The sequence below is a fragment of the Streptomyces sp. LX-29 genome, from assembly GCF_029541745.1.
Taxonomy (GTDB): Bacteria; Actinomycetota; Actinomycetes; order Streptomycetales; family Streptomycetaceae; genus Streptomyces.
Window position 1 is genome coordinate 1,648,142 of the sequence record NZ_CP089746.1, and the last position, 17,977, is coordinate 1,666,118.

Consider the following 17,977-nt stretch of genomic DNA (forward strand, 5'->3'; position numbering starts at 1 on the left):
GCTCAGCGTGGGTCCCGCCGCGCCTCGGGGGCGGCTTCCGAGCGCGGGGCGCCGGCGGGAGCGGGCACCGGCCTCGGGTCGGTCCCCGGCGGCAGCCGCAGCGAGCGGGCGCCCTGCTCGCGCAGCTCGACCTTGCGCACCTTGCCGCTGACGGTCATCGGGAAGGCGTCCATGATCCGCAGATAGCGGGGGACCTTGAAGTGGGCGAGCCGGCCTCGGCAGTAGCGGGCGAGTTCGTCGCGACCGAGCTGCTCGGCGGGGTCGCGCAGGATGACGCAGGCCAGGATCTCCTCGCCGTACTTCTCGTCCGGGACCCCGACCACCTGCACATCGGCGATCTTGGGGTGGGTGTGGAGGAACTCCTCGATCTCGCGCGGATAGACGTTCTCACCGCCCCGGATGATCATGTCCTTGATCCGGCCCACGATCCGCACATAGCCGTCCTCGCCCATCACCGCGAGGTCTCCGGTGTGCATCCAGCGCGCCGCGTCGATCGCCTCGGCGGTGCGCTCCGGCTGCTCCCAGTAGCCGAGCATCACCGAGTAGCCGCGGGTGCACAGCTCGCCGCTGGTGCCGCGCGGGACGGTCAGTCCGGTCACCGGGTCCACCACCTTGACCTCGATGTGCGGCAGCACCTGGCCGACCGTGCCGGTGCGGCGCTCCAGGTCGTCGTCGCGTCGGGTCTGGGTGGAGACCGGGGAGGTCTCGGTCATGCCGTACGCGATGGACACCTCGGTCATGTGCATCTCGGCCAGCACCCGCTTCATCACCTCCACCGGGCACGGCGACCCGGCCATGATCCCGGTGCGCAGCGAGGACAGGTCGTACGAGGCGAAGTCGGGCAGGTCCAGCTCGGCGATGAACATCGTCGGCACCCCGTAGAGCGAGGTGCAGCGCTCCCGCTCGACCGCGCGCAGCGTCGATGCGGCGTCGAAGGACGGCGCGGGAATGACGACGCAGGCGCCGTGGCTGGTGGCGGCGAGGTTGCCCATGACCATGCCGAAGCAGTGGTAGAAGGGCACCGGCACGCAGATCCGGTCCTGTTCGGTGTAGCCGACCGCCTCCCCCACGAAGTAGCCGTTGTTGAGGATGTTGTGGTGGGAGAGGGTGGCGCCCTTGGGGAAACCGGTGGTGCCGGAGGTGTACTGGATGTTGACCGGGTCGTCGCAGGAGAGCCGGGCCTCGCGCTCGGCCAGCCGCTCCTCCGGGACCTCGGCGCCGGCGGCGATCAGCCCCTGCCAGGTGCGGTCGCCGAGGTAGACGACGTCGCGCAGCGCGGGGCAGTCGGCGCGGACCTGCTCCACCATCCGTCGGTAGTCGCTGGTCTTGTGCTCGACGGAGGAGATCAGCACCGAGATGCCGGCCTGCTGGAGCACGTACCGCAACTCGTGCACCCGGTAGGCCGGGTTGATGTTGACCATGATGGCGCCGACGCGGGCGCAGGCGTACTGCGTCAGCACCCACTCCGGGCGGTTGACGGCCCAGATGCCGACCCGGTCGCCCTTGCCGACGCCCTTGGCCAGCAGCCCGAGGGCGACCCCGGTCACGGCCCGGCCGAACTCCGCGTAGGTCCAGCGCTGTCCGCTCGCCAGGTCGACGAGCGCCTCCCGCTCCCCGTACCGCTCGACGGCGCGAGCCAGGTCGGCGCCGATGGTGTCGCCCAGCAACGGGGTGGTGCCGGGCCCGCTCGCGTAGGAGAGCGCCGTGGTCATGGGGACTCCTCGTGGAACTCGACGCCGCCGCCCCGCGCGGTGTGCTCGCGCAGCTCGATGCGGCGGATCTTGCCGGACACGGTCTTGGGCAGCTCCGCGAACTCCAGTCGGCGGATGCGCTTGTAGGGAGCGAGGACGGCGCGGGAGTGCGCGAAGAGCGCCCGCGCGGTCTCCGGTCCGGCCTCCCAGCCCGCGGCGAGCACGACGTACGCCTTCGGCACGGCGAGCCGGAGCGGGTCGGGCGCGGGGACCACGGCGGCCTCGGCGACCGCCTCGTGCTCCAGCAGCGCGCTCTCCAGCTCGAAGGGAGAGATCTTGTAGTCGGACGCCTTGAAGACGTCGTCCGCGCGGCCCACGTACGTGATGTAGCCGTCCGCGTCGCGGCTGCCGATGTCGCCGGTGCGGTAGTAGCCGTCGGCCATGGCCTCGGCGGTGCGCTCCGGGTCGCCCTCGTAGCCGGTCATCAGCCCCACCGGGCGCGCCGAGAGGTCCAGACAGATCTCGCCCTCGTCGCCGGGCTTGCCGGTCACCGGGTCCAGCAGGGCGACGGTGAAGCCGGGGGTGGGGCGGCCCATGGAACCGGTCTTGAGCGGCTGGCCGGGGGTGTTGGCGACCTGGACGGCGGTCTCGGTCTGGCCGAAGCCGTCCCGGATGGTGACGCCCCAGGCGCGCCGCACCGTCTCGATGACCTCCGGGTTGAGCGGCTCGCCGGCGGCCACCGCCTCACGGGGCGGGGTGCGCAGCTGGCCGAGGTCGGCCTGGATGAGCATGCGCCAGACGGTGGGCGGGGCGCAGAAGGTGGTGACGCCCGCCCGCTCCATCTCGGCCATCAGCCGGGCCGCGTCGAAGCGGGTGTAGTTGTAGACGAACACCGTGGCCTCGGCGTTCCACGGCGCGAACAGGTTGGACCAGGCGTGTTTGGCCCAGCCCGGCGAGGAGATGTTCAGGTGCACGTCGCCCGGCTTGAGCCCGATCCAGTACATCGTCGCCAGATGGCCGATCGGGTACGAGGTGTGGGTGTGCTCCACCAGCTTGGGCCGGGCGGTGGTCCCCGAGGTGAAGTAGAGCATCAGCGGGTCCCGCGCCCCCGTCACCCCGTCGGGGGTGAACGGGCCCTGCGCCTCGGGGGCGTCGTAGGCGTCCTCGTAGCGCAGCCAGCCCTCCGGCGGGTTCTCTCCGGCGCCGACCGCGATCCGGGTGTAGTCGCCGGGGACCTCGGCGAACTTGCCGGTGTCCACGGCCCGCACGAGCACGTGGCTCGCCCGGCCGCGCTCGATGCGGTCGGTGAGGTCCAGCGGTCCCAGGAGCGGCGTGGCGGGGATGACCACGGCGCGCAGCTTCATCGCGGCGAGCGCGGTCTCCCACAGCTCGACCTGGTTGCCCAGCATGACGACGATCCGGTCCCCCGCCCGCACGCCCCGGGCGCGCAGCCAGTTGGCGGCCCGGTCGGACCGGAGGCGCAGCGCGTCGAAGCTCAGCCGGGTCTCCCGGCCGTCCTCCTCGACGAGGTGCAGCGCGGTGCGGTCGTTGCCCTCGGCGATGCGGTCGAACCAGTCCAGGGCCCAGTTGAAGGTCTCCGGGCGCGGCCAGCTGAATCCTTCGTACGCCGTCGCGTAGTCCTCCCGGTGCCGTAGCAGGAAGTCCCGGGCGGCGCGGAAGTCGGCGGACGGATTCGTTGCTGTCACATGTCCTCCTCATTGCCGTCGTGCTCGCTAGCATCGTGCGACGAGTGATCTGAGTCTCACCACCCCCTAACGGGGGTAGTGGCCTGTCGGCGACGGGGTCGGGGGAGGAGGCGCCATGACGGAGTCGGGCGCGGCCGTCGAGATGCGGGCGGCGCTGCTGCGGCTGCGCCGGGCCGGCGGGGTGCCGGTCGCCTTCGGCGGGCTGTTCGCCGGGACCCGCCAGTTCCGCATCTCGGAGCTGGTCGGGACCACCACCGCGGCGCTCCAGGGACTCGCCATCACCACCGGCAACGGCCTCGGCGGCAAGGCCGCCACGCTGTGTCGCCCCCTGTGCGTGCCGGACTACCCGGTCTCACGGGTCATCAGCCACGAGTACGACACGGCGGTGGCCGCCGAGGGGCTGCGGGCCATGTTGGCGGTTCCGGTGGTGGTGCGCCGCCGGGTGCGCGGCGTGCTGTACGGAGCGGTGCGCCAGCCCATGCCGCTGGGCGACCGCGCGCTGGCGTCCGCCGTGGAGGCGGCCCGCGAGCTGGAGCAGTCGCTGGCGGTGCGGGAGGAGGCACGGCGGCTGCTGGCCGTGGCGCGGGGCCCCTTCGACACCGACCCGGCCGCCGACCCGGCCGCCGGCCGTCAGGCCGATCGCGCGGCGGCCTGGGAGGAGGTGCGCGCGGTCCACGGCGAGCTGCGGGCGCTGGCCCAGCGGATACCGGACGCGGCGCTGAGGGGGGAGTTGCTCTCCGCCTGCGCCCGACTGGCCCGCGCGGCCGCCCCCGCCGCCCACCCCGCCGCCGGGGCCCGCGAGGAGCCGGGCGGACCGCGGGTGACGCTCTCCCCGCGCGAGCTGGACGTGCTGGCGTGCGTGGCCTCGGGCGAGACGAACGCGGGCGCGGCGGAGCGGCTCGGGCTGCGGCCGGAGACGGTGAAGAGCTATCTGCGGGCGGCCATGCGGAAGCTCGGGGCGCACACCCGACTCCAGGCGGTCGTCGAGGCCCGACGGGCGGGGCTGCTGCCGTAGGGGCCGATCCCGCGGAGGGGGCGCCGCCGCGGCGGGTGCGGTCCGGGGGTCGGCAGCCCCCGGACCCCTGGAGCCCGTCAGGCGTACGTCGAACGTCGGGCGTACGTCGCCCGACGGACGGTACGACACCCGTCGGACGGTACGCCACCCCTCCGGTACACCCGTCCGGCACCCCCGTCGGCCTAGAACTCGTCCGTGGTGTGCGGCAGCCACTCGGTGTGCAGGGCGGCGTCCAGTCGGTCGGCCGCGCCCGGGGTGTGCTCGGTGACCAGGCCGGCGCGGACCAGGTGGGCGAGCCGGGTGCCGCCGAGGTAGCAGGCGGCGAGCTCGCGGACGTCCAGGCCGAGGTCGGGCGCGTCGTCCGTCGCCTCGTACGTCACCCCGTCCCCGTCGGCTGTCGCGGTGAGGCGGAAGCGGCCGGCGTTGGCGGGCAGTCGGGCGTCGCTCAGCTCCAGGACCAGGTCGACGTCGGCGGCCCAGCCGCGCGCCCGCAGGGCGGCGGGGACGTCGACCAGACGCAGCCACAGCGCCGGGAACTCCTGGACGACGCGGACCTGGTCGCGGTCGGCGGCGAACAGCAGCAGCGGGTCGTCCAGGGGCCGGCCCCAGGCACGCACCTTCTCGGTGAGGTCGATCGAGGCGAGGTAGCGCCACAGGGCGGCCGCGACCGGGGCGGACTCGGCCTCCACGTCGTAGACGTCGACCGTGCCGGGAGTCCCCGCGCTGTCGTCACCCCCGCGAGTGCGGTAGATGGCGTAACCGGCCACGGTGTCCGGGTCGGTGCCGCCGTCGCCGCCGATGACGACGGTGCGCGGCGGGCCGAAGCCGTCGTCCTCCTGGTTGTCCGGGTTCATCAACTCCTCGCGCCACCAGTGCTCGTCACGCGCCATGCGCCCCGCGCGGAGGGCGCGCTGCCCGTCGTGGAAGGGGCCGAGCAGCGCGGGCATGGCCTCGGCGTCCACGAACCGCAGCGGGCGCTCGTCGGCGTCGATGCGCAGCGCCAGCGGGCGGGCGGAGTCGATCTCCACGGTGGAGGAGCGGGTGGCGGGATCGAAGCCGAAGCGCCCGTAGATGGACGCCTCGGAGACCCAGAGGGCGGCGATCGGCTGCCCGGCACGCGCGCAGCGGCGCCAGAGCTCGTCGATCATTCCGGTGAGCACGCCGCGCCTGCGGTGGGTGGGCGCGACGCAGACGAAGGTGACGCCCGCGCAGGGGAGCTCGCCCCCGGGGACGGACAGCTGTTGCGGCAGGGCACCCAGCAGTCCGACGAGCTGGTCGCCGTCGTATGCGCCCACCCGTTCGCAGCGCCGCATGAAGTCGAGGTGGGTCTTGCGCTTCTCCTCCTCGACCTTGTCGTGGAAGACGAGATAGGCGAGGTCGAGCGCGCGGTCGAGATGGGCATCGGGGACCGTGCGAAAGTCCAACGAGGTCATGGTTCGGACGTTAACTCGCCTAATTCTGCGCCGTCATCCGATTTTCCGGCCGTCAAGCCTTGGCGATTTCGAGGTCGTGGCGGGCTTCGGGGGCGGTCATCGCCAGCACCCCGGCCGCCTCGTCCTCCACGGCGACGCGCTCGGCGCGGCTCAGCCGCTGGAACGGCTCGATGACCATCGTCGCCGGACCGTCGGGGCCGCCGCTGGTCTCGATCCGCCAGAGGCCGCGGACGGAGCCGTCCACCAGGAAGCTGCGGAACGCCTGGTTGCCCTGCCAGACGCGACCGCGGTAGGCGTCGCTGACGACGCGGCTCCGGTCGGCGTGCGAGAGGAGCAGATTGTCGAACTCCGGCAGGAAGCGGGGCGGGGCGGGGGTCTCCGGGTCCGGACGCGGCGCCTCGGGCAGGTCGAACAGCTCGACTCCGCGTTCGTCCCGGAAGCTCAGCAGCCGCGGCCGCAGCCCCTCCACCACCTCGCGCAGCCGGGTCAGCCCGCACCAGGTCTGCATGTCCTTGACCGAGGCGGGGCCGAAGGCGGCCAGATAGCGCAGCAGCATCCCGGGGAGGTCCGGAGGCTCCGACTCGGTGGCCGGGCGTCCCGCCAGCCAGGTCTCGGCCGTCGTGTGGGCGATCGGCCCGCTCCGGCCCCACAGCCCGCGCGGGGTCACCTGGACCAGCGGCAGCGCAGCGCGCGCCGCCATGGCGAGGTCCTGTCGGTCGCGGTCCGGCCAGTGCGCGCGCAGCGCCTCCCCGAGCGCCTGGAAGGTCAGCGGCTGCTCCTCGACCAGCTCGCGGGCGAGGGTCGCCAGCCGGGCCAGGTCCACTCCGCCCAGCCGCTTGCCCTGGTTCCCACGGAAGAGCCGGTCCTGCACCGGCTGGAGCAGCGGCCGCAGGGCCAGGCAGTCGCCGGCGCTGACGAGGTGGATCGTGGAGCGCATCAGGGCGATGCGGACGACCGCGCGATCGGCAAGCAGCTCCGAGAGCCGTTCGGGCCGGAAGCCCGCGAGCCGCGCGGCGAGCGCGTAGTACGGCGGCTTGACGTTCTGCGCCTGGAGGCCGACCAGGTGCTCCACGGCGTCCAGCGGGTCGCCCTCGGCGCGGCGCAGCAGCAGCTGGCGCGCGAGGGTGGCGCGGTTGAGCTCGCGCGTGCTCAGGACGGGCGCGTCGGTCTTCCCGGTCTTCGTCATGATCCCTACGCTACGGCGGCTTGCGGACAGCTTCCGTCCGCAAGCCACCCGACTCGCGCTCCCACTCCGGCGGCCCGGGGTGCGGCCGGGCCTCGGCCATATCGGACGTATATCCTGCCCGTGGCCCGTCCGGGGCCGGCAGAGCGTTTGGACGAGCACGACAGGAGGTGGGGTCCGCGATGAGCGCCGAACCTCCCAGTCGTATACCGCTCGGCACCACGGCGGCCCGGCCGTAGCGCGGACCCGGGATCGCGGAGTCCCGGACCGGCCGGCGGATCAGCGATCCGCTGGCCGGCGGACCGCACGGCCGACGGCCGGAGGGTGGTGCCACGCGGTAAGCCCGGCGACCCCCGCCCCCGTGCCCGTACCCGTGAAGGGACCCCGATGTCCGAGCGCCGTGCCCGCCCCCGCTTCCCGCTCACGCCGAAGGCGAAGAAGCACCACTCCTGGCTGCGCCCCGGTGGCTCGCGCGCGAACGGCGGCTCCACCCCTCCCCCACCCACTCCGGCCTCCGAGCCGGCGGGCGACTCGGAGACCCCCGGCTATCCCGCGCCCGCGGCGCGCAGCGTGGTCGAGGCCGCCGTCTACCGCGGCGGACGACGGGTGGCGACGCCCGGCACCCTCGCCGCCACCTACCGGCGGCTGCGCGAGGAGGCCGACGGCAGCATGGCGTGGATCGGGCTGCACCGGCCCAGCGAGGCGGAGCTGCACTCGCTGGCGGACGAGTTCGACCTGCACAAGCTGGCCATCGAGGACGCGATGGAGGCCCACCAGCGGCCGAAGCTGGAGCGCTACGGCGACACGCTGTTCGTCGTGCTGCGCGCCGCCCGCTACCTCGACGCCCCCGAGGAGGTCGACTTCGGCGAGCTGCACGTCTTCGTCGGCCCCGACTTCGTGATCACCGTCCGCCACGGTGCCGCCCCCGACCTGTCGGCGGTCCGCCGCCGCATGGAGGCCAGCCCCGAGCTGCTGGCGCTGGGCCCGGAGGCGGTGCTCTACGCCATCCTCGACGCGGTCGTCGACGGCTACGCGCCGGTGGTCGCCGGCGTCCAGAACGACATCGACGAGATCGAGACCGAGGTCTTCCGCGGCGACCCCGAGGTGTCCCGCCGCATCTACGAACTCTCCCGCGAGATGGTCGAGTTCCAGCGGGCCACCCGCCCCCTGGTGGGCATGTTGCGCGCCCTGATGGCGGGCTTCGACAAGTACGGCACCGACGAGGAGCTCCAGCGCTACCTCCGTGACGTCGCCGACCACGTCACCCACTCCAGCGAACGCGTGGACGGCTTCCGCTCCGCCCTCACCGACATCCTCGCCGTCAACGCCACCCTCGTCACCCAGCAGCAGAACGAGGAGATGCGGGCGATGACCAAGGCGGGCATAGAGCAGAACGAAGAGATCAAGAAGATCTCCTCCTGGGCCGCCATCCTGTTCGCGCCCACGCTGGTCGGAACCATCTACGGCATGAACTTCGACCACATGCCGGAGCTGCACTGGGTGGGCGGCTACCCGTTCGCGATCCTGCTGATGGCCGTGGTGTGCACGAGCCTGTACGTGATCTTCAAGAAGCGCGACTGGCTCTGAGCGACCGTTGAGCATCCTTCGGTGAGCCGACCCGCTCACGGGGCCGTGCGGGGCTCCGCCTGGTGGGCTCGGTGGAGGAGCTCCATGAAGCTCGGGGCCTCGGGGACGGGGACGGTGTCGATCCGGTGGACGGCGATGCCCGGGGTCCAGGAGTTCATGACCGCGGCGCCGGAGAGCGTCGGCAGGTCGGTGAGGGTGATCTCCTGGACGCGCTGGGGGACGTCGAGGCGGTCCAGCTGTCGGCGGACGATGCTCATCATGCTGCCGCCCAGCATCTCGGCCTCGGGCCACACCACCGCGGAGCCGTCCCAGAAGGCCAGGTTCCAGATCGACGCCTCGCTGAGTCGGCCCCGGCGGTCGACGAAGGCGGCGTCGTCGAAGCCCCGGGCGACGGCCTGGCGGAGGAAGTACGTCTTCGCCACCTCGCCGACGTGCTTCACGGCCGGTAGGACGCGCTCGAACTCGACCGTCGCCAGCGCCAGCGGGCCCCGCGGGCCGGACGCGGCCGGTCCGGTGCGGACCAGCACCTCCAGCTCCGCCTCGCCCCCGGTCGCCGTGAACTCGCCCACCGGCGAGTACACCGTGGCCGTCAGCGAGAGGTCGTCCGGGCCGGCCTCCAGCGCCGCCCGCAGGTAGGAGCGCACCCGGTCGTCGGGCAGGGCCCGGCCGAACAGCTCCTTGGAGGCGGTCCGCAGCCGCTCCAGGTGGAGGTCGAGGCCGCGGATCCGCCCCCCGCGCACCTGCGCGGCCGTGAAGTGGGCGTAGCCCGCGAAGGCGAGCGGCGCCAACTCCTCGGCGGTCGCCGGCCGGCCGTTGCGGTGAACGACGAAAGAGGTCATGGGTCACTCCAGCGGTACGAGGTCGAGGTTCGGGAGAACGGGCCCGGGCGCGGCGACGGCGACCGGGCGGGACCGACGCCGGCGCCGCGGACGGCGGGCGCGGAATCTCCGCTCGTGGAGCGACGTTAGGGCTTCACATCAGTGGAAAGGTCAAGGCGGATGGGGCGCGTCACATGCTGATCGGGGAGTTGTCCCGGCGTACCGGGGTCAGCGCACGGCTGCTGCGGTACTACGAGGAGCAGGGGCTGTTGGAGTCCCGGCGGGCCCCCAACGGCTACCGCCACTACGACGAGGAGTCGGTCGTCACCGTCCGGCAGGTGCGCGCCCTGCTGGACGCCGGGCTCACCACCGAGGTGATCCGCGTGGTGCTGCCGTGCACCGAGGGCGAGCGGATGGGCATCGACTGGTGCGCGCCCCTGCGGGCCCTCCTGGACCGGGAGTTGGCCGCCATGGACGAGCGCATCCACGGCCTCCAGCGCAGCCGCTCCACGCTCGCCGGCTACCTCGCGCAGCCCTGAGCCCCGCCGGCTCACCCGGCCCGCCGGACTCACCCGGCCCGGCGGGGGTCACCCGTCCCGCCGGGGCTCACCCGCCGGCCGGGCGGCGGGGCCGGCCGACCGCGCGGCGCAGATACGGGTCGGGGCCCGGGGGCCGCGGCACCGGGTCCGGCGACGGACCGGGGGTCGGCTCGGGGGGCGGGCTGGGCACGGGGTTCGGCGAGGGCGCCGGGACGGGGCTGTCCGGGTCCGGGATCGGAGGCGGCGGCGGGGTCGGCGGCACCGGGTCTGGGAGGGGTGGCGGCTGGCGGTCCAGCCGCGGGCGCCTGCGGGCCGGCGGCGCCGTGCGCGGCCTGGCCGGCGAGCGACTCGTCAGCGCGGTCATGGGAACCTCCAGACGTATCGGTCGGGAATCCGGCCCCACCCCCAGTCTCTACCAACCCCACCAGTCGATCACCGGCAGCTCGGAGAAGAGCGCCTCGCCGTGGGCGTGCGCCACGTCCAGCCAGTCCGGCCGCAGCCGTGGCTGGGAGAGGCGTACGAGCTCCAGCGCCTGCCGGGGGAACCACTCCCCCGCCTTGGGGTCCGGCGCACCCCACTCCGGGTCGACCGGCCCCTCCGTGCCGCGCAGGCACAGACCGTCCGACTCCCCGGGTGTCTTCACCCACAGCGCGGCGTCGTGCAGCGGGTCGTACGTGTGAGTCGTCGGGCGCACCCCCAGGCCGCGGCCGGGCGGGTTGCACCAGTCCTGCGGGTCCCGGTAGCGGCCGGGAGGGGGTGTCCACGGGCCCTGCCCGTTGCGGCTGGTGTCGGTGACGAAGTGCTTCATGCGCACCGGGTCCAGCGGTCCGAGGTGCTCGTCCAGCCAGTCCCGGGCCTGGGAGCGCGGCCAGTCCTGGTGTGGGCAACGCGCCGGGTCGCCGCCCCGGCCCGCGTACACGAGGCAGGAGGAGATCAGCCTGCCGTACCAGTCGTTGACCTCGTTGGGCTGGTAGTTGGAGACGTTGACGAAGAAGCCGGTCGCGCGGTCGACGCCCGCCTCGCGCAGCCGCGGCACGATCCCGGACACCGCGTGCCAGCCCGCGTGTCCCGCGTCGAGGTAGACCCTGGTCCCGGGCAGCCCTTCCAGCGCGTCGACGGCGTAGTTGATCTCCGCGTACCGCGCCCGCGTACGGCGCTCCGCCAGCTCCGCGTCCGGATCCGGCCCAGCGGGTGGGGAGACGGATGGTGAGGGGTGCGGGCTGGGGTCCGCGGTCGGGCTCGGGTCGGTGGTCGGGTCCGGGGTCGGGTCCGGGGTCGGGTCCGGGGTCGGGCTGTGCTCGGGGGCCGGTGCGGGCGTCGGGGCGGGTGTCGGGGGCCGCGGCGGCTCCTGGAGCGGTCCGGGCTCCGGGGCGATGGCGGGTGGTTCCAGCGGCATCACCGAGGGTCGGGGCTCGCCCGGCGGTCGGGGCGCCTCCGATGGTTGCGGCTCCTCCGATGGTTGCGACACGTCGGTCGGTGGCGGCGTCCACGACGGTCCCGGCGCCGGCACGGAGCCGTCTCGCGCCGGCAGGGAGCCGTCCGGCGACGACGGAGAGCCGTTCCGCGACGGCGCCAGCCCGTCCGGCCCCGGAGCCGTACGTGGCGCCCGGGCCGCGGCGTATCCGCTGCGGGAGGCCGCGTACGCCGCCAGATCGCCGGACGGCGCGGTCTCGGCCGCGGTCTCCGGGACCGGCCGCCCCTCGGCCTCGGCCGCCGGCCCCGCTGTCGGCCGCCCGTCTTCCGCCGGCTGTTCACCGCCACCCGCCGAGGGTTCCCCGGACCCCGTGGCGGGCTCTCCGGAGCCCTCGGCGGCCTCCTCCGAACCCGCGGCGGCGCCGCTCTCCTCGGTCCTGGCCGGCGGCGGGCAGTCCGCTGGCAGCAGGGCCAGGGAGTCGGGTTCGAGGATGACGATCGCCTCGCGGCGGCCGATCCCGTAGGCGATGGCGTCGATCCACTCCTCGTAGGCGGCGCTGTCCTGCGCGCCGCCCGCCGAGTAGCTGCCGCAGTCGCGGCCGGGGACGTTGTAGAGGGCCAGCACGGGGACCTCGTCCTGTCGGGCGGCGCGGCGGGTGGTGTCGCGTACGTGCCAGGCGACCTCCTCCGGGGACTGGTCGCCGAACCAGACGGCGCGCGGGGTGCGCAGCATGGCGAAGAGGCTGGCGGCGGCGTCGTAGGCGCCGTGCCGGGTCAGCTGGCGCAGCTGCCGGTGCGCGGCCTCGTCGACGGGTGGGCGGTAGAGGCTCGCGCCGCGCAGCGAGGGGATCGGGGGGCCGTAGCCGTCGGGCCCGGTGACGGCGCCGGTGGCGGCACCGGCACCGAGGTGGCCGGCGAGGCCGACGAGCAGGGACAGCGCGGCCGCGGTGGCGATGCGGGCGGCGCGGGGCCATGGTCTTCTTCGCACGGTTCATTCCTGCGCCGCCCGCGCTCCCCCACTACACCCGACTGAGCCGACTAACCGTCAGATATTCACACTGTCAGGTGATCGGATGGTGCGAGGGGGCTCCACACGCGACACACGACACAGGGGACACACACGTCGCACGCGTCGCACGCGCATGTGAGGCATGTGACGCACGCGCATGTCATGCCACCACCGAGCCGAGGCGACCCCTGCGCCCGGCCGCCGCCGGCGCCGTCACCCGCTCCGCGTCGTGGTGGATGGGGCTGTGCGCACCGGTGAGCGGCAGGCCGGTGCCGCCGTGCCGATCGGCGACGATCTCGCTGGCGATGGACAGCGCGGTCTCCTCGGGGGTCCGCGCCCCGAGGTCCAGCCCGATGGGGCTGCGCAGCCTGGCCAGCTCCAGCTCGCCGACGCCCACCTCGCGCAGCCGGTCCAGCCGGGCCAGATGGGTGCGGCGGGAGCCCATGGCGCCGACGTACGCGACCGGCAGCCGCAGCGCCCGGCGCAGTAGCGGCACGTCGAACTTGGCGTCGTGGGTCAGGACGCACAGCACCGTGCGGGCGTCGACCTCGGTGGCGTCCAGATAGCGGTGCGGCCAGTCCACCACGACCTCGTCCGCGTCCGGGAAGCGCCGGGCGGTGGCGAACACGGGCCGGGCGTCGCAGACGGTCACGTGGTAGCCGAGGAACTTGCCCACCCGCACCAGCGCCCCCGCGAAGTCGATCGCCCCGAAGACGATCATGCGCGGCGGCGGCACGCTGGACTCCACGAGCAGTTCCAACGGCGCGCCGCAACGGCTGCCGTCCACGCCGATGGTGACGGTGTCCGTCCGCCCCGCCTCCAGCAGGGCGTGCGCCTGGGCGGCGGCGGTGTGGTCGAGCGCGGCGGCGTCGGTCACCCCGGGGCCGCCGAGGGTGCCCTCGTACGAGCCGTCGGGGCGCACCACCAGCAGCCGCCCCAGCAGCCCGTCCGGGCCCTGGACGATCCGGGCGACCGCCACCGCCTCCGCCCGGGCGGCGGTGGCCAGCGCGGCACCGAGGACGGGGCGTACCCGCTCCACCGCGCGCACCGGGGTGACCAGGATGTCGATGGCCCCGCCGCAGGTCAGACCCACGGCGAAGGCGTCCTCGTCGGAGTAGCCGAAGCGCTCGCGCACCGACTCGCCGGACTCCAGCGCCTGGCGGCACAGCTCGTAGACGGCGCCCTCGACGCAGCCGCCGGAGACGCTGCCCACGGCGGTGCCGGCGGAGTCCACGGCCAGGGCGGCGCCCGGCTGACGCGGCGCGCTGCCGCCGACCGCCACCACCGTGGCGACGGCGAAGTCGCGCCCCTCCTCGCACCACCCGTGCAGTTCGGCGGCGATGTCCAGCATGTGATCAGCTCCTACGCGACACGACGACATGACGCGGCATCAGGTGACGCCGAGCCAGTGCTCGATGGGGTTGAGTGCGAAGTAGACGAGGAAGACGCCGGTCAGTACCCACATGAACGCCCCGGGCTCGCGGAACCTCCCCTGGGCCGCCTTGATCGCGGTGTAGGCGATCACGCCGGCGCCGACGCCCGCGGTGATGGAGTACGTGAACGGCATCAGGGCCACGGTCAGGAAGGCCGGGACGGCGACCGAGCGGTCGGCCCAGTCCACATGGCGGGCGTTCTGCATCATCATCGCGCCGATGACGACGAGCGCGGCCGCGGCGACCTGGGCCGGCACGATCTGCGCCAACGGGGTGAAGAACAGCCCGGCGGCGAAGAAGAGCCCGGTGACCACGGAGGAGAGTCCGGTACGGGCGCCTTCGCCCACCCCGGTCGCGGACTCGATGAACACCGTCTGGCCGGAGGCGCCGGACACCCCGCCGATCGCGCCGCCCGCGCCGTCGACGAAGAGCGCCCGGCTCAGCCCGGGCATCCGCCCCCGCTCGTCGGCGAGCCCCGCCTCGGTGCCCACGCCGATGACGGTCGCCATGGCGTCGAAGAACCCGGCCAGCACCAGGGTGAAGACGATCACCGCGACGGTCATCCCACCGATCTCGCCCCAACCGCCGAACTCGACCTGCCCGAGGAGCCCGAAGTCCGGGCTGGAGACGGCGTTCGACGGCAGCTCGGGCGCCCGACCGCCCCACGCCGCCGGACCGAGGTCGGCCACCGCGTTGACGACGACCGCGAGGACGGTGCCGGTGACGATGCCGATCAGGATCGCGCCGGGGACCTCGCGCGCCTGCAACATGAAGATCAGCAGCAGAGTGACGGCGAAGACCAGGACCGGCCAGCCGGTGAGCCGGCCGTGGTCGCCGAGGGTGACGGGCGCGCCCTTGCCCACGAACCCGGCGTTGACCAGGCCGATCAGCGCGATGAACATCCCGATGCCGATGGTGATGCCGTGCTTCAGGGCGAGCGGAATCGCGTTCATGACGACCTCGCGCAGACCGGTGACCACCAGCAGCACGATCACCGTCCCGTAGATCACGCACATGCCCATGGCCTGCGGCCAGGTCATGTCGCCGATCACCTGGGTGGTCAGCACCGCGGAGACGCTCAGCCCGGCGGCGAGCGCGAGGGGCACCTTGCCGACGAAGCCCATCAGCAGCGTGGAGACGGCGGCCGCCAGCGCCGTCGCGGTGATCAGACTCGACTGGGCGAGCCGGTGGCCGTCGGCGTCCGGGCCCGACAGCAGCAGCGGGTTGAGCAGCAGGATGTACGCCATCGCCATGAAGGTCGTGACGCCGCCGCGCACCTCGCGGGCGACCGTGGATCCTCTGTCGCTGATGTGGAAGTACCGGTCCAGCCACGAGCGCCCGGCAGGCGGGCGGGATCCGGTGCCCGCGTTCTCCGGCGACGTCGTGGGCTCGACTGCTTGCTGGGTCATGCGGTGCCACTCCCAAGGTTCATAGGGGCCCCCGCGCGGGGGCGCTCCCCGCGCGGGATTTGGGATGGTGCTGCTGGCATCACGACCCGGGGGACGGCCCGGACGGTTCGCCCTGGCGGGCGGCCTTTCGTGTGGAGTCGTGGTTCCCGGCGGTCCGGCACCGCCGGGCTCCGCCGTGGGGGTCCTCGCCGCCGCGGCGGAGGGGAATGCCGGACCCGGCGAGACGGGGTGCCGGACCCGGCGGAAACGGGTGCCCGGCCCCCGGCCGGATGAGGTGCCCGGACCCCGAGGGAGACGGGTGCGGAGCTCCGGGGGAACCCCGCGGTACCGGGGCCGGGTCCCGAACGTAGCGCTCAGGTCCCCGTCAGGTGCTCCGGGCGGACCGGGACCCGGTTCAGGGCCAGGCCCGTGGCGGCGCGGATGGCGGAGACGACGGCGGGGGTGGACGACAGGGTGGGGGCCTCCCCGACGCCGCGGAGGCCGTACGGGGCGTGCGCGTCGGCGAGTTCGAGCACGTCGACGGGGATGGTGGGCGTGTCGAGGATGGTCGGGATCAGATAGTCGGTGAAGGACGGGTTGCGGACCCTGGCGGTCCTGGGGTCGACCACGATCTCCTCCATGACGGCGAGCCCCAGCCCCTGCGCCGTGCCGCCCTGGATCTGGCCGACCACGGAGAGCGGGTTGAGCGCCTTGCCGACGTCCTGGGCGCAGGCCAGCTCGACCACCTTGACCAGGCCGAGTTCGGTGTCGACCTCGACGACCGCGCGGTGGGCGGCGAAGGAGTACTGGACGTGGCCGTCGCCCTGCCCGGTGACCCGGTCGAAGGGCTGGGTCGGGCGGTGCCGCCACTCCAGCTCGATGTCGACGGACTCGCCCTCCAGGACGTCCACGAGGTCGGCCAGGACCTCGCCGCCGTCGGTGACGACCTTGCCGCCCTCGAGCAGCAGCTCGGCGGTGGCCCAGGCCGGGTGGTAGCTGCCGAACCTGGCGCGCCCCAGCTCCAGCACCCTTGCGCGCACCGCCTCGCAGGCGTGCTTGATCGCGCCGCCGGTGACATACGTCTGTCGCGAGGCCGACGTGGAGCCGGCCGAGCCGACCTGGGTGTCGGCCGGGTGGATGGTCACCTGGGTGACGCCGAGCTCGGTGCGGGCGATCTGGGCGTGCACGGTGACGCCGCCCTGGCCGACCTCGGCCATCGCGGTGTGCACGATGGCGACCGGCTCGCCGGCGATGGCCTCCAGCCGGACGCGGGCCGTGGAGTAGTCGTCGAAGCCCTCGGAGAAGCCGACGTTCTTGATGCCGACGGCGTAGCCGACGCCGCGCACCACGCCCTCGCCGTGGGTGGTGTTGGAGAGCCCGCCGGGGAGCGCCCGCACGTCGGCCGCGCCGCCCGCGGTCTCCCACTGCCGCTCCGGCGGCAGCGGCATCGCCTTGACGCGGCGCAGCAGCTCGGCGACGGGTGCGGGCGAGTCGACCACCTGCCCGGTGGGCATGACGGCGCCCTGGGACATCGCGTTGCGCTGCCGGAACTCCACCGGGTCCAGGCCCAGTTCGACGGCGACCTTGTCCATCTGCGCCTCGTAGGCGAAGCAGGCCTGTACGGCGCCGAAGCCGCGCATGGCGCCACAGGGCGGGTTGTTGGTGTAGAGGGCGAGGGCCTCGATGTCGACGTCGTCGACGGCGTACGGGCCGATCGAGAGCGAGGCGGCGTTGCCGACGACGGCCGGGGAGGCGGAGGCGTAGGCGCCGCCGTCGAGCACGATCCGGCACTTCACATGGGTGAGCCGGCCGTCGCGGGTGGCGCCGTGTTCGTACCAGAGCTTGGCCGGGTGCCGGTGGACGTGTCCGAAGAAGGACTCGAAGCGGTTGTAGACCATCTTCACCGGCTTGCCGGTGCGCAGCGCCAGCAGGCAGGCGTGGATCTGCATGGACACGTCCTCACGGCCGCCGAAGGCGCCGCCGACGCCGGACAGCGTCATCCGCACCATCGACGGCGGCAGGCCGAGGACCGGGGCGATCTGCCGCAGGTCGGAGTGGAGCCACTGGGTGGCGATGTACAGGTCCACCCCGCCGTCCTCGGCGGGCACCGCGAGGCCGGACTCGGGGCCGAGGAACGCCTGGTCCTGCATGCCGAGCTCGTACTCGCCGCTGACGATGACGTCGGCGCGCTCGCGGGCCGCCGCCGCGTCGCCGCGGACGATGGGCTGCCGGTGCAGGACGTTGGGGTGCGGGACGTGGTCGGCGTGGCCGTCTTCGCGGTCCGGGTGCAGCAGCGGCGCGTCGGGGGCCAGCGCGGTCGCCTCGTCGGTGACCACGGGCAGTTCGACGTAGTCGACCCTGATCTTGGCGGCGGCGCGGCGCGCGGTCTCCGGGTGGTCGGCGGCGACCAGGGCGACGGGCTCGCCGTGGTGCCGGACCCGGCCCTGCGCCAGCACCGGGGTGTCCGGGATCTCCAGGCCGTAGTGCTTGGTCTCGGCCGGGAGGTCCTCGTGGGTGAGGACCGCGTACACGCCGGCCTGGGCCAGGGCCTCGGAGACGTCGATGGACCTGATCTCGGCGTGGGCGTGGGGGCTGCGCAGGGTGTGTCCCCACAGCATGTCCTCGTGCCACAGGTCGGAGGCGTAGGCGAACTCGCCGGTGACCTTGAGGGTGCCGTCGGGGCGCGGCGTGGACTCGCCGATGCCGCCCCGGGTCCGGCTGCCCTGGGAGATGTCGACGGGGGTGCGGGTGACCTCTGCCAT

At 73.8% G+C, this 17,977-nt stretch carries 12 protein-coding genes; 3 read left to right on the forward strand and 9 right to left on the reverse strand.

Annotated elements, in window-relative coordinates:
* Positions 1-2: 2 nt before the first annotated feature.
* Positions 3-1,712, reverse strand: coding sequence for an AMP-binding protein (locus LRS74_RS07220; RefSeq protein ID WP_277740215.1), 1,710 nt, complete (start codon positions 1,710-1,712; stop codon positions 3-5).
* Positions 1,709-3,397 carry an AMP-binding protein gene (locus tag LRS74_RS07225; protein WP_277740216.1) on the reverse strand — a complete coding sequence of 563 codons (1,689 nt, stop codon included), beginning with the start codon at positions 3,395-3,397 and terminating at the stop codon, positions 1,709-1,711. Before LRS74_RS07225 ends, LRS74_RS07220 begins: the two co-directional genes overlap by 4 nt.
* 115 nt (positions 3,398-3,512) lie before the next feature.
* Here LRS74_RS07225 and LRS74_RS07230 point away from each other — a divergent pair, with 115 nt between their 5' ends.
* Entirely contained in the window at positions 3,513-4,412 is a 900-nt protein-coding gene (locus LRS74_RS07230) for a LuxR family transcriptional regulator (protein ID WP_277740217.1), read from the forward strand.
* 182 nt (positions 4,413-4,594) lie between these two features.
* Here the strand turns inward: LRS74_RS07230 and LRS74_RS07235 are convergent, their stop codons facing one another.
* Together LRS74_RS07235 and LRS74_RS07240 are read right to left on the reverse strand one after the other, a co-directional pair.
* On the reverse strand, positions 4,595-5,845 hold the full coding sequence (locus LRS74_RS07235; protein WP_277740218.1) for a GNAT family N-acetyltransferase: 1,251 nt from the start codon (positions 5,843-5,845) through the stop codon (positions 4,595-4,597).
* A 52-nt stretch (positions 5,846-5,897) separates the two neighbouring features.
* Positions 5,898-7,031 carry a winged helix DNA-binding domain-containing protein gene (locus tag LRS74_RS07240; RefSeq protein ID WP_277740219.1) on the reverse strand — a complete coding sequence of 378 codons (1,134 nt, stop codon included), beginning with the start codon at positions 7,029-7,031 and terminating at the stop codon, positions 5,898-5,900.
* Positions 7,032-7,415: 384 nt separating this feature from the next.
* Here LRS74_RS07240 and LRS74_RS07245 point away from each other — a divergent pair, with 384 nt between their 5' ends.
* On the forward strand, positions 7,416-8,615 hold the full coding sequence (locus tag LRS74_RS07245; RefSeq protein WP_277740220.1) for a magnesium and cobalt transport protein CorA: 1,200 nt from the start codon (positions 7,416-7,418) through the stop codon (positions 8,613-8,615).
* A gap of 35 nt (positions 8,616-8,650) precedes the next feature.
* Here the strand turns inward: LRS74_RS07245 and LRS74_RS07250 are convergent, their stop codons facing one another.
* Complete coding sequence (locus tag LRS74_RS07250) at positions 8,651-9,454, reverse strand: aminotransferase class IV family protein (RefSeq protein ID WP_277740221.1); 804 nt, start codon at positions 9,452-9,454, stop codon at positions 8,651-8,653.
* A 173-nt stretch (positions 9,455-9,627) separates the two neighbouring features.
* On the opposite strand from LRS74_RS07250, the gene LRS74_RS07255 reads away from it, so the two are divergent.
* On the forward strand, positions 9,628-9,972 hold the full coding sequence (locus tag LRS74_RS07255) for a MerR family transcriptional regulator (protein ID WP_277740222.1): 345 nt from the start codon (positions 9,628-9,630) through the stop codon (positions 9,970-9,972).
* Positions 9,973-10,384: 412 nt separating this feature from the next.
* On the opposite strand, the gene LRS74_RS07260 is transcribed toward LRS74_RS07255, so the two are convergent.
* From LRS74_RS07260 to pucD, 4 genes are all read right to left on the reverse strand, one after another.
* Positions 10,385-12,373 carry a glycoside hydrolase family 6 protein gene (locus LRS74_RS07260; RefSeq protein ID WP_277740223.1) on the reverse strand — a complete coding sequence of 663 codons (1,989 nt, stop codon included), beginning with the start codon at positions 12,371-12,373 and terminating at the stop codon, positions 10,385-10,387.
* Between the two features lie 181 nt (positions 12,374-12,554).
* On the reverse strand, positions 12,555-13,745 hold the full coding sequence (locus LRS74_RS07265) for an XdhC/CoxI family protein (protein WP_277740224.1): 1,191 nt from the start codon (positions 13,743-13,745) through the stop codon (positions 12,555-12,557).
* Between the two features lie 39 nt (positions 13,746-13,784).
* On the reverse strand, positions 13,785-15,236 hold the full coding sequence (locus tag LRS74_RS07270; protein WP_277740225.1) for an NCS2 family permease: 1,452 nt from the start codon (positions 15,234-15,236) through the stop codon (positions 13,785-13,787).
* Between the two features lie 353 nt (positions 15,237-15,589).
* On the reverse strand, positions 15,590-17,977 hold the full coding sequence (pucD, locus tag LRS74_RS07275) for a xanthine dehydrogenase subunit D (protein ID WP_277740226.1): 2,388 nt from the start codon (positions 17,975-17,977) through the stop codon (positions 15,590-15,592).

What these genes read in the sequence shown, in the direction of transcription:
- LRS74_RS07220 (WP_277740215.1), bottom strand. Translation starts at nt 1,712, where the DNA reads ATGACCACGGCGCTCTCCTACGCGAGCGGGCCCGGCACCACCCCGTTG.
- LRS74_RS07230 (WP_277740217.1), top strand. Translation starts at nt 3,513, where the DNA reads ATGACGGAGTCGGGCGCGGCCGTCGAGATGCGGGCGGCGCTGCTGCGG.
- LRS74_RS07235 (WP_277740218.1), bottom strand. Translation starts at nt 5,845, where the DNA reads ATGACCTCGTTGGACTTTCGCACGGTCCCCGATGCCCATCTCGACCGC.
- LRS74_RS07240 (WP_277740219.1), bottom strand. Translation starts at nt 7,031, where the DNA reads ATGACGAAGACCGGGAAGACCGACGCGCCCGTCCTGAGCACGCGCGAG.
- LRS74_RS07245 (WP_277740220.1), top strand. Translation starts at nt 7,416, where the DNA reads ATGTCCGAGCGCCGTGCCCGCCCCCGCTTCCCGCTCACGCCGAAGGCG.
- LRS74_RS07250 (WP_277740221.1), bottom strand. Translation starts at nt 9,454, where the DNA reads ATGACCTCTTTCGTCGTTCACCGCAACGGCCGGCCGGCGACCGCCGAG.
- LRS74_RS07255 (WP_277740222.1), top strand. Translation starts at nt 9,628, where the DNA reads ATGCTGATCGGGGAGTTGTCCCGGCGTACCGGGGTCAGCGCACGGCTG.
- LRS74_RS07265 (WP_277740224.1), bottom strand. Translation starts at nt 13,745, where the DNA reads ATGCTGGACATCGCCGCCGAACTGCACGGGTGGTGCGAGGAGGGGCGC.
- LRS74_RS07270 (WP_277740225.1), bottom strand. Translation starts at nt 15,236, where the DNA reads ATGACCCAGCAAGCAGTCGAGCCCACGACGTCGCCGGAGAACGCGGGC.
- pucD (WP_277740226.1), bottom strand. Translation starts at nt 17,977, where the DNA reads ATGGCAGAGGTCACCCGCACCCCCGTCGACATCTCCCAGGGCAGCCGG.